Source organism: Pseudomonas sp. GM24, assembly GCF_000282235.1.
GTDB lineage: Bacteria > Pseudomonadota > Gammaproteobacteria > Pseudomonadales > Pseudomonadaceae > Aquipseudomonas.
Window position 1 is genome coordinate 22416 of sequence record NZ_AKJR01000187.1, and the last position, 11965, is coordinate 34380.

25 protein-coding genes and 1 pseudogene are annotated in these 11965 nt (G+C 54.3%); all 26 read right to left on the reverse strand.

Translation table 11 applies throughout. The features are described from left to right. Positions 1 to 18: 18 nt before the first annotated feature. Positions 19 to 408, reverse strand: a complete 390-nt coding sequence (rpsK, locus tag PMI23_RS20350) for a 30S ribosomal protein S11 (protein ID WP_002555466.1) — start codon at positions 406 to 408, stop codon at positions 19 to 21. A 30-nt stretch (positions 409 to 438) separates the two neighbouring features. Continuing rightward, positions 439 to 795: a 30S ribosomal protein S13 gene (gene rpsM, locus PMI23_RS20355; protein WP_009045849.1), complete on the reverse strand. Its 357-nt coding sequence runs from the start codon at positions 793 to 795 to the stop codon at positions 439 to 441. Positions 796 to 924: 129 nt separating this feature from the next. Beyond that, positions 925 to 1041, reverse strand: a complete 117-nt coding sequence (gene rpmJ, locus PMI23_RS20360) for a 50S ribosomal protein L36 (protein WP_002555468.1) — start codon at positions 1039 to 1041, stop codon at positions 925 to 927. A 27-nt stretch (positions 1042 to 1068) separates the two neighbouring features. Beyond that, the gene (gene secY / locus PMI23_RS20365; RefSeq protein WP_003228718.1) at positions 1069 to 2397 is read right to left on the reverse strand and encodes a preprotein translocase subunit SecY; all 1329 of its coding nucleotides are present in this window, start codon (positions 2395 to 2397) and stop codon (positions 1069 to 1071) included. Further along, positions 2398 to 2835 (reverse strand): 50S ribosomal protein L15, encoded by a 438-nt coding sequence (rplO, locus tag PMI23_RS20370; protein WP_003228720.1) that lies wholly within the window; start codon positions 2833 to 2835, stop codon positions 2398 to 2400. A gap of 3 nt (positions 2836 to 2838) precedes the next feature. Next, on the reverse strand, positions 2839 to 3015 hold the full coding sequence (gene rpmD / locus PMI23_RS20375; protein ID WP_003176408.1) for a 50S ribosomal protein L30: 177 nt from the start codon (positions 3013 to 3015) through the stop codon (positions 2839 to 2841). Between the two features lie 2 nt (positions 3016 to 3017). Beyond that, positions 3018 to 3518 carry a 30S ribosomal protein S5 gene (rpsE, locus tag PMI23_RS20380; protein ID WP_003186035.1) on the reverse strand — a complete coding sequence of 167 codons (501 nt, stop codon included), beginning with the start codon at positions 3516 to 3518 and terminating at the stop codon, positions 3018 to 3020. 3 nt (positions 3519 to 3521) lie between these two features. Next, the gene (gene rplR / locus PMI23_RS20385) at positions 3522 to 3872 is read right to left on the reverse strand and encodes a 50S ribosomal protein L18 (RefSeq protein ID WP_003186037.1); all 351 of its coding nucleotides are present in this window, start codon (positions 3870 to 3872) and stop codon (positions 3522 to 3524) included. A 10-nt stretch (positions 3873 to 3882) separates the two neighbouring features. Next, on the reverse strand, positions 3883 to 4416 hold the full coding sequence (gene rplF / locus PMI23_RS20390; protein WP_003176412.1) for a 50S ribosomal protein L6: 534 nt from the start codon (positions 4414 to 4416) through the stop codon (positions 3883 to 3885). Positions 4417 to 4428: 12 nt separating this feature from the next. After that, entirely contained in the window at positions 4429 to 4821 is a 393-nt protein-coding gene (rpsH, locus tag PMI23_RS20395) for a 30S ribosomal protein S8 (protein WP_007918458.1), read from the reverse strand. A gap of 209 nt (positions 4822 to 5030) precedes the next feature. Then, positions 5031 to 5336 (reverse strand): 30S ribosomal protein S14, encoded by a 306-nt coding sequence (gene rpsN, locus PMI23_RS20400; RefSeq protein WP_007918460.1) that lies wholly within the window; start codon positions 5334 to 5336, stop codon positions 5031 to 5033. Between the two features lie 13 nt (positions 5337 to 5349). Continuing rightward, positions 5350 to 5889, reverse strand: coding sequence for a 50S ribosomal protein L5 (gene rplE / locus PMI23_RS20405; RefSeq protein ID WP_003176415.1), 540 nt, complete (start codon positions 5887 to 5889; stop codon positions 5350 to 5352). A gap of 20 nt (positions 5890 to 5909) precedes the next feature. Next, a complete protein-coding gene (gene rplX / locus PMI23_RS20410; protein WP_003176416.1) occupies positions 5910 to 6224 on the reverse strand; it encodes a 50S ribosomal protein L24 in 315 nt (104 codons plus the stop codon). An 11-nt stretch (positions 6225 to 6235) separates the two neighbouring features. Further along, complete coding sequence (rplN, locus tag PMI23_RS20415; RefSeq protein ID WP_002555479.1) at positions 6236 to 6604, reverse strand: 50S ribosomal protein L14; 369 nt, start codon at positions 6602 to 6604, stop codon at positions 6236 to 6238. A 23-nt stretch (positions 6605 to 6627) separates the two neighbouring features. Beyond that, a complete protein-coding gene (gene rpsQ, locus PMI23_RS20420) occupies positions 6628 to 6894 on the reverse strand; it encodes a 30S ribosomal protein S17 (protein ID WP_003176419.1) in 267 nt (88 codons plus the stop codon). 2 nt (positions 6895 to 6896) lie between these two features. Next, positions 6897 to 7088 (reverse strand): 50S ribosomal protein L29, encoded by a 192-nt coding sequence (gene rpmC / locus PMI23_RS20425; protein WP_002555481.1) that lies wholly within the window; start codon positions 7086 to 7088, stop codon positions 6897 to 6899. Further along, complete coding sequence (gene rplP, locus PMI23_RS20430; RefSeq protein WP_007896757.1) at positions 7088 to 7501, reverse strand: 50S ribosomal protein L16; 414 nt, start codon at positions 7499 to 7501, stop codon at positions 7088 to 7090. The genes rpmC and rplP overlap by 1 nt, the downstream gene beginning before the upstream one ends. Positions 7502 to 7513: 12 nt before the next feature. After that, positions 7514 to 8200 carry a 30S ribosomal protein S3 gene (gene rpsC, locus PMI23_RS20435; protein WP_003176422.1) on the reverse strand — a complete coding sequence of 229 codons (687 nt, stop codon included), beginning with the start codon at positions 8198 to 8200 and terminating at the stop codon, positions 7514 to 7516. A 13-nt stretch (positions 8201 to 8213) separates the two neighbouring features. Continuing rightward, on the reverse strand, positions 8214 to 8546 hold the full coding sequence (rplV, locus tag PMI23_RS20440; RefSeq protein WP_003103908.1) for a 50S ribosomal protein L22: 333 nt from the start codon (positions 8544 to 8546) through the stop codon (positions 8214 to 8216). Between the two features lie 11 nt (positions 8547 to 8557). Continuing rightward, entirely contained in the window at positions 8558 to 8833 is a 276-nt protein-coding gene (gene rpsS / locus PMI23_RS20445; RefSeq protein WP_003228731.1) for a 30S ribosomal protein S19, read from the reverse strand. Between the two features lie 16 nt (positions 8834 to 8849). Continuing rightward, complete coding sequence (rplB, locus tag PMI23_RS20450) at positions 8850 to 9674, reverse strand: 50S ribosomal protein L2 (RefSeq protein ID WP_003228734.1); 825 nt, start codon at positions 9672 to 9674, stop codon at positions 8850 to 8852. A gap of 14 nt (positions 9675 to 9688) precedes the next feature. After that, positions 9689 to 9988 (reverse strand): 50S ribosomal protein L23, encoded by a 300-nt coding sequence (rplW, locus tag PMI23_RS20455; protein ID WP_002555488.1) that lies wholly within the window; start codon positions 9986 to 9988, stop codon positions 9689 to 9691. Next, the gene (rplD, locus tag PMI23_RS20460; protein ID WP_007918468.1) at positions 9985 to 10587 is read right to left on the reverse strand and encodes a 50S ribosomal protein L4; all 603 of its coding nucleotides are present in this window, start codon (positions 10585 to 10587) and stop codon (positions 9985 to 9987) included. The genes rplW and rplD overlap by 4 nt, the downstream gene beginning before the upstream one ends. 12 nt (positions 10588 to 10599) lie before the next feature. Further along, on the reverse strand, positions 10600 to 11235 hold the full coding sequence (gene rplC / locus PMI23_RS20465; protein WP_007918470.1) for a 50S ribosomal protein L3: 636 nt from the start codon (positions 11233 to 11235) through the stop codon (positions 10600 to 10602). Positions 11236 to 11315: 80 nt separating this feature from the next. After that, positions 11316 to 11627: a 30S ribosomal protein S10 gene (gene rpsJ, locus PMI23_RS20470; protein ID WP_003186070.1), complete on the reverse strand. Its 312-nt coding sequence runs from the start codon at positions 11625 to 11627 to the stop codon at positions 11316 to 11318. A gap of 158 nt (positions 11628 to 11785) precedes the next feature. Continuing rightward, positions 11786 to 11965: pseudogene (locus PMI23_RS29425) on the reverse strand (hypothetical protein); the annotation flags it as partial.

An 11965-nucleotide genomic window follows, 5' to 3' on the forward strand; every position in this document is an offset into this window, starting at 1 on the left:
TCTTTACAATCTCCTGGATTACACGCGGCGCTTCTTCGGCGGACGGCACCCGTTGTGCGGGATTGGCGTCACGTCGGTGATGCTGGCGATCTTGTAGCCACAGCCGTTCAAAGCGCGGACTGCGGATTCACGACCTGGACCTGGACCTTTGACGTTGACGTCGAGGTTTTTCAGGCCATATTCCAGCGCAGCTTGACCAGCACGTTCAGCAGCTACTTGAGCAGCAAACGGGGTGGACTTGCGGGAACCGCGGAAACCCGAACCACCAGAGGTAGCCCAAGAAAGCGCGTTACCTTGACGGTCGGTGATGGTCACGATTGTGTTGTTAAAAGAAGCATGGATGTGGGCGATGCCATCAACCACTGTCTTTTTAACTTTTTTACGAGGACGAGCAGCAGGTTTTGCCATGATTAATTTCCTGTCGATTCGCGTGGGCGATTACTTGCGGATCGGCTTACGCGGACCTTTACGGGTACGCGCGTTAGTCTTGGTACGCTGACCGCGTACTGGAAGACCACGACGATGACGCAGACCACGGTAGCAACCGAGGTCCATCAAACGCTTGATTTTCATGTTGATTTCGCGACGCAGGTCACCTTCAGTGGTGAACTTCGCCACTTCGCCACGCAATTGCTCAATCTGCTCGTCGCTCAGATCTTTGATCTTTGCGGCTGGGTTTACCCCAGTCTCTGCGCAAATTTTCTGCGCAGTAGTGCGACCAACACCATAGATGTAGGTCAGCGAGATAACAGTGTGCTTGTTATCTGGAATGTTAACGCCTGCAATACGGGCCATTCAGTGGGACTCCAATTGACAGCTACCTACGCCCCGGAAGCCAAGAAATAGGGCGCGAGATAATATCGCTGTAATAACAAATAATCAACCCGGCAGCGCACTAGCTGCCGGGCTTCAAGCGGATCACACTCAGCCTTGGCGCTGTTTGTGACGCGGTTCCGCGCTGCAAATTACTCGAACAACACCTTCGCGGCGAATAATCTTGCAGTTACGGCACAGCTTTTTCACCGATGCACGAACTTTCATCACCAACTCCTCGAACCTTATGGGTACTCAGCGCAACATGCCGCTGCCGTAACCCTTCAGGTTGGCTTTCTTCATCAGGGATTCGTACTGGTGCGAAACGAGGTGCGATTGTACTTGGGACATGAAGTCCATCACAACCACGACCACGATCAGCAACGAGGTCCCGCCAAGGTAGAACGGAACGTTTGCTGCAACCACCAGGAACTGGGGCAACAGGCACACGGCCGTCATGTAAAGAGCACCGAACATGGTCAAGCGGGTCAGAACGCCATCAATGTAGCGCGCAGACTGCTCACCTGGACGGATGCCCGGAATAAAGGCACCGGACTTCTTCAGGTTTTCCGCTACGTCTTTCGGATTGAACATCAACGCCGTATAGAAGAAGCAGAAGAAAATAATCCCTGCACTAAACAGCAGAATATTCAACGGCTGACCAGGAGCGATCGACTGCGAGATGTCCTGCAACCAGCCCATACCTTCAGACTGACCAAACCAGGCACCCAGCGAAGCCGGGAACAGCAAAATGCTGCTCGCGAAAATAGCCGGAATAACACCGGCCATGTTCACCTTCAGCGGCAAGTGGCTTGTCTGCGCAGCAAAAACCTTGCGGCCCTGCTGACGCTTGGCGTAGTGAACAGCGATACGACGCTGACCACGCTCAATGAACACCACAAAACCGATAATCGCTACTGCCAGCAAACCGATGGCAACCAAGGCGAAGATGTTGATATCACCCTGACGCGCAGACTCGAAAGACTGCCCGATTGCTCTCGGAAGACCGGCGACGATACCCGAAAAAATCAACATCGAGATACCGTTACCTACACCACGCTCAGTAATCTGCTCACCCAGCCACATCATGAACATCGCACCAGCCACAAAAGTGGATACCGCGACGAAATGGAAGCCAAAGTCACCAGTGAACGCAACGCCCTGCCCCGCCAGACCAATGGACATGCCAATAGCCTGAACGAGAGCGAGGACGACGGTGCCGTAGCGGGTGTACTGGCTGATCTTGCGACGGCCAGCTTCACCTTCCTTCTTCAACTGCTCCAGCTGCGGGCTGACGGCGGTCATCAGTTGCATGATGATCGATGCCGAAATGTACGGCATGATCCCCAGTGCAAAGATGCTCATCCGTTCCAGCGCGCCGCCGGAGAACATGTTGAACAAGCTAAGAATGGTCCCCTCATTCTGTCGAAACAGGTCTGCGAGTCGGTCCGGGTTGATACCTGGAACCGGGATGTGTGCGCCTATTCGGTAGACGATAATCGCCAGGAACAGAAAACGCAGACGAGCCCAGAGTTCAGACATACCGCCTTTGCCGAGCGCAGAGAGAGCACCTTGCTTAGCCATTTATTCCTCGAACTTGCCGCCAGCTGCTTCGATAGCCGCACGCGCACCTTTGGTGGCGCCGATTCCCTTGCCGATAGTGACAGCGCGAGTCACTTCACCGGACAGCATGATTTTCACACGCTGTACGTTGACGTTGATCACGTTGGCATCTTTCAGGGACTGCACGGTGACGATGTCGCCTTCCACTTTAGCCAACTCGGACAAACGCACTTCTGCGCGATCCATGGCTTTCAGGGAAACGAAACCGAACTTCGGCAGGCGACGATGCAGCGGCTGTTGACCGCCTTCAAAGCCTGGAGCGATGGTGCCACCGGAGCGGGAGGTCTGACCTTTGTGACCACGGCCACCAGTCTTACCCAAACCGCTACCGATACCACGGCCCGGACGATGCTTTTCGCGACGGGAACCCGGCGCTGGACTCAGATCATTGAGTTTCATCGATTAACCCTCGACACGCAGCATGTAGTAAGCCTTGTTGATCATCCCGCGATTCTCGGGAGTATCCTGGACTTCTACAGTGTGACCGATGCGACGCAGACCCAGACCCTTAACGCACAGTTTGTGGTTAGGGATGCGGCCGGTCATGCTTTTGATCAGCGTTACTTTAACGGTAGCCATGATCAGAAGATCTCCTTGACGCTTTTGCCACGCTTGGCGGCAATGGATTCAGGAGACTGCATAGCTTTCAAACCTTTGAAAGTGGCGTGAACCACGTTTACCGGGTTAGTCGAGCCGTAGCACTTGGCCAGAACGTTCTGAACACCAGCAACCTCGAGGACAGCACGCATAGCGCCGCCAGCGATGATACCGGTACCTTCAGAAGCAGGCTGCATGTACACCTTCGAAGCGCCGTGAGCGGACTTCATTGCGTACTGCAGAGTGGTGCCGTTCAGATCAACTTGGATCATGTTGCGGCGAGCAGCTTCCATTGCCTTCTGGATCGCAGCAGGCACTTCACGCGACTTGCCACGGCCGAAGCCAACACGCCCTTTACCATCACCAACCACGGTCAACGCGGTGAAAGTGAAGATACGGCCGCCTTTAACGGTTTTGGCTACGCGGTTAACTTGAACCAGCTTCTCAATGTAGCCTTCGTCGCGCTTTTGGTCGTTATTTGACATAACTTAGAACTCCAGCCCAGCTTCACGAGCAGCATCAGCCAGCGCTTTAACGCGGCCGTGGTACTTGAAGCCAGAGCGGTCGAAAGCCACTTGCGAGACGCCAGCGGCCTTAGCACGCGTAGCGACCAGCTGGCCAACCTTTGTGGCCGCGTCGATGTTGCCAGTGGCGCCATCACGCAGTTCTTTATCCAAAGTCGAGGCGCTTGCCAGGACTTTGTTGCCGTCGGCCGAGATGACCTGGGCGTAGATGTGCTGCGACGAGCGGAACACGCAGAGACGCACGACTTCGAGTTCGTGCATTTTCAGGCGTGCTTTGCGAGCGCGACGCAGTCGAGTAACTTTTTTGTCGGTCATTTGCTATGCCCTACTTCTTCTTGGCTTCTTTACGACGGACGACTTCGTCCGCGTAGCGCACACCTTTGCCTTTGTACGGCTCTGGTGGACGGAAGTCGCGGATCTCAGCGGCCACTTGACCTACCAGCTGCTTATCGATGCCCTTGATCAGGATATCGGTCTGGCTAGGAGTCTCAGCGGTGATGCCTTCCGGCAGTTCGTAATCCACTGGGTGCGAGAAGCCAAGGGCCAGGTTCAAAACCGTGCCTTTTGCTTGCGCCTTGTAACCAACACCGACCAGCTGGAGCTTGCGCTCGAAGCCTTGGCTTACGCCTTGGACCATGTTGTTTACCAACGCACGCGTGGTACCGGCCATTGCGCGAGTTTGTTGATCGCCATTGCGAGCAGCGAAACGCAGCTCACCAGCTTCTTCAACGATCTCAACGGACGAATGGATGTTCAGTTCAAGAGTACCCTTGGCACCCTTCACCGAAAGCTGTTGGCCTGCGAATTTTACTTCGACACCGGCTGGCAGCTTAACGGGGTTCTTAGCGACGCGAGACATGCTTATCCCCCCTTAGAACACAGTGCAAAGAACTTCGCCGCCGACACCGGCAGCGCGCGCAGCACGATCCGTCATCACACCTTTGTTGGTGGAGACGATAGACACGCCAAGACCGCCACGAACTTTCGGCAGATCTTCAACGGACTTGTACTGACGCAGGCCTGGACGACTAACGCGCTTCACTTCTTCGATAACCGGACGGCCTTCGAAGTACTTCAGCTCGATGGACAACGACGGCTTAGCGTCGGTGGTGATCTGAAAATCCGCGATGTAACCTTCGTCCTTCAGGACTTTTGCTACAGCCACCTTCAGCGTGGAAGACGGCATGCTTACGACAGACTTTTCAGCCATCTGGGCATTACGGATTCGAGTTAGCATGTCCGCTAACGGGTCCTGCATACTCATGGGCTAGACGCTCCTAATACAGAAAAATTAGCCTTGCGGCTACTACTTGTCGCCGAGAACTTCCGGGCATGAAAAACACGGGCTCAGGCGAGCCGGTCATTCTAGACACACCCCAGAAATGAATCAAGCCCCAAAAGGGGCTTGATTCAGATTCAAGGCCACCGATGGTCAGGTTCTTGCGAACCCGAACATCGAGACTTTGACAACAATTACCAGCTGGCTTTAACCAGACCTGGTACGTCACCACGCATTGCAGCTTCACGCAGCTTGTTACGGCCGAGGCCGAACTTGCGGTAAACGCCGTGCGGACGACCAGTCAGGCGGCAACGGTTACGCATGCGCGCAGCGCTTGCGTCACGTGGTTGCTTCTGCAGAGCTACGGTAGCTTCCCAACGCGCTTCTGGACTTGCGTTCAGATCGACGATGATAGCTTTCAGCGCTGCACGCTTGGTGGCGTACTTGGCAACAGTGAGCTGACGCTTCAACTCACGGTTCTTCATGCTCTTCTTGGCCATTTTCCTACTCCAATCAGTTGCGGAACGGGAATTTGAAAGCACGCAGCAGAGCGCGGCCTTCATCATCGTTCTTGGCAGTGGTGGTCAGGGTAATGTCCAGACCGCGGAGAGCATCGATCTTGTCGTAGTCGATTTCCGGGAAAATGATCTGCTCTTTTACGCCCATGCTGTAGTTACCACGACCATCAAAGGACTTGGCATTCAGGCCGCGGAAGTCGCGAACCCGAGGCAGGGAGATCGACAGCAGACGATCCAGGAACTCATACATACGCTCACGGCGCAGGGTCACCTTGACGCCGATCGGCCATCCTTCACGGACTTTAAAGCCAGCGATGGATTTACGAGCGTAGGTCACAACGACTTTTTGGCCGGTGATCTTTTCCAGGTCAGCAACAGCATGCTCGATGACTTTCTTGTCACCAACAGCTTCGCCCAGACCCATGTTCAGGGTGATTTTTGTAACGCGTGGAACTTCCATCACGTTCGAAAGCTTAAGTTCTTCCTTAAGCTTCGGTGCGATTTCCTTCCAGTAAATCTCTTTTAGTCGTGCCATGGTCTTCTACCTAGCAGTGTTCAAGCATCAACCGCTTTTTGGGTCGACTTGAAGACACGAATTTTCTTGCCGTCTTCTACTTTGAAACCAACGCGGTCAGCCTTGTTGGTTTCGCCGTTGAAAATGGCGACGTTAGAAGCGTCCAGTGGAGCTTCTTTTTCGACGATACCGCCTTGCACGCCCGACATCGGGTTAGGCTTGGTATGACGCTTAACCAGGTTCAGACCACCAATAACCAGACGGTTATTAGCAAGAACCTTAAGCACCTTACCGCGCTTACCTTTGTCTTTGCCGGCGATCACGATGATCTCGTCGTCACGACGAATCTTTTGCATGTCGGATCTCCTTACAGCACTTCTGGGGCGAGCGAGACGATCTTCATGAACTTCTCAGTACGAAGTTCACGGGTCACTGGCCCAAAGATACGGGTGCCGATCGGCTCTTGCTTGTTGTTCAGAAGAACAGCAGCGTTGCCATCAAAGCGGATAATGGAGCCATCAGCACGACGTACGCCGTGACGAGTGCGGACTACAACAGCAGTCATCACTTGGCCTTTTTTCACTTTACCGCGAGGAATTGCTTCCTTCACGGTAACTTTGATGATGTCACCGATACCAGCGTAACGACGATGGGAGCCACCCAGCACCTTGATGCACATAACGCGGCGAGCGCCGCTGTTATCGGCCACATCGAGCATGGATTGAGTCTGAATCATATAATTTCTCCGACCCCTAGTCCTTAGACTTCCACAGCGCGTTCGAGAACATCAACCAGCGCCCAAGACTTGGTCTTGGCCAAAGGACGAGTTTCACGAATAGTGACTTTGTCGCCGATGTGGCACTGATTGGTTTCGTCGTGCGCGTGCAGCTTAGTCGAACGCTTAACGTATTTACCGTAGATCGGGTGCTTAACGCGACGCTCGATCAGTACGGTGATGGTTTTGTCCATCTTGTCGCTGACAACACGGCCAGTCAGCGTACGGACAGTTTTTTCGGCTTCAGCCATGATTACTTACCTGCCTGCTGGTTGAGCACAGTCTTCACGCGAGCGATGTCACGCTTAACTTGCGAGAGCAGATGAGACTGCCCCAACTGGCCAGTTGCTTTCTGCATACGCAGATTGAACTGGTCGCGCAGCAAGCCGAGCAGTTGCTCGTTCAGCTGCTGTGCGGATTTTTCACGAAGTTCATTCGCTTTCATCACATCACCGTCCGTTTAACAAAGGCGGTGGCGAGCGGCAGCTTTGCAGCAGCCAGGGCAAAAGCCTCACGCGCCAGCTCTTCAGAAACACCCTCGATTTCATACAGGACTTTGCCTGGCTGAATCTGGGCAACCCAGTACTCCACACTACCCTTACCTTTACCCATCCGAACTTCGAGTGGCTTCTTGGAAATAGGCTTGTCCGGGAATACACGGATCCAGATCTTGCCGCCACGTTTAACGTGACGGGTCAGAGCACGACGCGCTGACTCGATCTGACGAGCGGTGAGACGACCACGAGCTACAGACTTCAGCGCGAACTCGCCGAAGCTGACTTTGCTACCGCGCTGAGCCAGACCACGGTTGTGGCCTGTCATCTGCTTGCGGAACTTCGTACGCTTAGGTTGCAACATTTGGCGTACCCCTTACTTAGCAGCTTTTTTACGAGGCGCTGGTGCTTGTGGTTTCAGCTCTTCTTGGCGACCACCAATTACTTCGCCTTTGAAGATCCAAACCTTTACACCGATCACACCATAAGTGGTGTGAGCTTCGTAGTTGGCATAGTCGATGTCGGCACGCAGGGTGTGCAATGGCACACGACCTTCGCGATACCATTCAGTACGTGCGATTTCAGCACCGCCGAGACGACCGCTCACTTGGATTTTGATGCCTTTGGCACCAATGCGCATGGCGTTCTGAACGGCGCGCTTCATAGCGCGACGGAACATTACACGACGCTCCAGCTGCTGAGCTACGCTCTGCGCAACCAGCATACCGTCGAGTTCCGGCTTGCGGATCTCTTCGATATTGATGTGCACAGGCACACCCATTTGCTTGGTCAGGTCCTGACGCAGTTTCTCAACATCTTCACCTTTCTTCCCGATAACGATACCTGGGCGAGCGGTGTGGATGGTGATACGTGCAGTTTGGGCCGGACGATGGATATCGATACGGCTTACGGACGCGCTTTTTAGTTTGTCTTGGAGATACTCACGCACTTTCAGATCTGCGAACAAATAGTCCGCATAAGTCCGACCGTCTGCGTACCAGACGGAGGTGTGCTCCTTGACGATTCCCAGGCGAATGCCAATGGGATGTACTTTCTGACCCATCTCTTCGACTCCGTTACTTGTCAGCAACCTTGACAGTGATATGGCAAGACCGCTTGACGATGCGATCAGCACGGCCTTTGGCACGTGGCATGATGCGCTTCAGCGAACGCCCTTCGTTGACGAAAACGGTGCTGACCTTCAGGTCATCAACGTCTGCGCCTTCGTTATGCTCGGCGTTGGCTACGGCCGACTCCAGCACTTTCTTCATGATCTCGGCGGCTTTCTTACTGCTGAAAGCCAACAAGTTGAGCGCTTCGCCCACCTTCTTCCCGCGGATCTGGTCGGCGACCAAGCGGGCTTTCTGGGCGGAGATTCGAGCGCCCGACAACTTAGCGGCTACTTCCATTTCCTAACCCCTTAACGCTTGGCTTTCTTGTCAGCCACGTGCCCACGATAAGTGCGGGTACCGGCGAACTCGCCCAGTTTATGGCCGACCATGTCTTCGTTCACGAGAACTGGGACGTGCTGACGACCGTTATGTACGGCGATGGTCAGACCGACCATCTGTGGCAGGATCATCGAACGACGCGACCAAGTCTTAATTGGTTTGCGATCGTTCTTTTCCGCCGCCACTTCGATCTTCTTCAGTAGGTGAAGATCAATAAAAGGACCTTTTTTCAGAGAACGTGGCACTGTCGTATCCCTCTATTTACTTGCGACGACGGACGATCATTTTGTCGGTACGCTTATTACCACGAGTCTTCGCGCCCTTAGTCGGGAAGCCCCATGGCGATACCGGATGACGACCACCAGAGGTACGACCTTCACCACCACCATGTGGGTGGTCAACCGGGTTCATGGCAACACCACGAACGGTTGGGCGAACGCCACGCCAGCGTTTGGCACCAGCTTTACCCAGCGAACGCAGGCTATGCTCGGAGTTCGAGACTTCGCCCAGGGTCGCACGGCATTCAGCCAGGACTTTACGCATTTCACCGGAACGCAGACGCAGGGTAACGTACACACCTTCACGAGCGATCAGCTGAGCCGAAGCACCAGCGGAACGAGCGATCTGTGCGCCTTTACCTGGCTTCAGTTCGATGCCGTGTACAGTAGAACCCACTGGAATGTTGCGCAGTTGCAGAGCGTTGCCTGGCTTGATTGGAGCCAGAGCGCCTGCGATCAGCTGGTCACCAGCACTCACGCCTTTAGGGGCGATGATGTAGCGGCGCTCGCCGTCTGCGTAGCAGAGCAGTGCGATGTGAGCAGTACGGTTTGGATCGTATTCGATACGCTCGACAGTGGCGACGATGCCATCTTTGTCGTTGCGACGGAAATCGACCATACGATAATGCTGCTTATGACCACCACCGATGTGACGCGTGGTAATACGGCCATTGTTGTTACGACCACCAGTCTTCGATTTTTTCTCGAGCAGCGGTGCGTGAGGAGCGCCTTTATGCAGCTCCTGGTTGACCACCTTGACCACAAAACGGCGGCCAGGGGAAGTCGGTTTGCATTTAACGATTGCCATGATGCACCCCTTCCTTACTCAGCACTGCTGCTGAAATCGAGATCTTGGCCTGGCTGAAGGGAGATAACTGCCTTCTTCCAGTCATTACGCTTGCCCAGACCGCGAGCAGTGCGCTTGCTCTTACCCAGAACGTTCAGGGTAGTGACGCGCTCTACTTTCACGCTGAACAGGCTTTCGACGGCCTTCTTGATTTCCAGCTTGGTTGCATCAGTAGCAACCTTGAAAACGAACTGGCCTTTCTTGTCTGCCAGAACCGTAGCCTTCTCGGAAACGTGCGGGCCAAGCAGAACTTTAAATACGCGTTCCTGGTTCATCCCAGCAGCTCCTCGAATTTCTTCACGGCCGACACGGTGATCAACACCTTGTCGTATGCGATCAGACTAACTGGATCGGAACCTTGAACGTCACGTACATCTACGTGCGGCAGGTTACGAGCAGCCAGGTACAGGTTCTGATCAACAGCGTCCGACACGATCAAAACGTCGGTCAGGCTCATGTTGTTCAGCTTGCCCAGCAGGTCTTTGGTTTTCGGAGTTTCAACAGCGAAATCCTGAACCACGACCAGACGATCAGTACGCACCAGCTCAGCAAGGATGGAACGCATTGCTGCGCGATACATCTTCTTGTTCAGCTTCTGGGAGTGATCCTGTGGACGAGCTGCGAAAGTGGTACCGCCGCCACGCCAGATTGGGCTACGGATAGTACCGGCACGAGCACGGCCAGTACCTTTCTGACGCCATGGGCGCTTGCCGCCACCACGAACGTCGGAACGGGTCTTTTGCTGCTTGGTACCTTGACGGCCGCCGGCCATGTAGGCCACGACTGCTTGGTGAACCAGCGTCTCATTGAACTCGCCGCCAAACGTCAGTTCGGAAACTTCGATCGCTTGAGCGTCATTTACATTTAATTGCATGTCAGCTTCCCCTTAACCGCGAGCCTTGGCTGCTGGACGTACAACCAGGTTGCCGCCAGTAGCGCCAGGAACAGCACCCTTGACCAACAACAGATTGCGTTCAGCGTCCACGCGCACTACTTCCAGGGACTGCACGGTCACGCGCTCAGCGCCCATATGACCGGACATTTTTTTGCCCTTGAATACACGACCAGGAGTCTGGCACTGGCCGATAGAGCCTGGGACGCGGTGGGATACGGAGTTACCGTGGGTGTTATCTTGCCCGCGGAAATTCCAACGCTTGATCGTACCCTGGAAGCCTTTACCCTTGGACTGACCGGTTACATCAACCAGTTGACCAGCGGCGAAGATTTCAGCGTTGATCAGATCGCCAGCCTGGTACTCGCCTTCTTCAAGACGGAATTCCATGGTGGTGCGACCAGCGGCAACGTTCGCCTTGGCGAAGTGGCCAGCCTGAGCTGCTGTTACACGCGAAGCACGACGCTCGCCGAGAGTGACTTGCACTGCACGATAGCCATCGGTCTCTTCAGTTTTGAACTGGGTGACGCGATTCGGTTCGATCTCAATGACCGTGACCGGAATGGAGACACCTTCTTCGGTGAAAATACGGGTCATACCGCATTTACGACCGACTACACCAATAGTCATGTTGTAAACCTCATGAGTGTACGGGGCTTTCACCCGCTATGGCCGCCCATTTCAGAGCGTTACACGACTAAGACCGAGTCTTAGCCGAGGCTGATCTGCACTTCCACACCGGCCGCAAGATCAAGCTTCATAAGTGCATCAACGGTTTTATCCGTTGGCTGGACGATGTCCAGAACGCGCTTATGAGTGCGGATTTCGTACTGGTCGCGCGCGTCTTTGTTGACGTGCGGAGAAACCAGAACGGTAAACCGCTCTTTACGGGTAGGCAGTGGAATTGGACCACGCACTTGAGCACCAGTACGTTTCGCGGTTTCCACGATTTCCTGGGTTGATTGGTCGATCAGGCGATGGTCAAAAGCCTTCAACCTGATACGGATTTGCTGATTTTGCATTGGATTTCAGACTCCGGCTGCTATTCCCACCGAGCGCAATACGCCCGTTAAAAGGAGGCGCAATTCTATAGACGCCCCAGATAGGTGTCAACCCAATAAAAAAGCCCCCGCTGAGCGGGGGCTTTTTCACATCATCAAGCAATCTCTATAAAAGAGAATTACGCGATGATTTTGGCTACGACACCAGCGCCGACGGTACGACCGCCTTCACGGATAGCGAAACGCAGACCATCTTCCATTGCGATGGTTTTGATCAGGGTAACAGTCATCTGAATGTTGTCACCTGGCATTACCATTTCAACGCCTTCTGGCAACTCGCAGTTACCAGTCACGTCAGT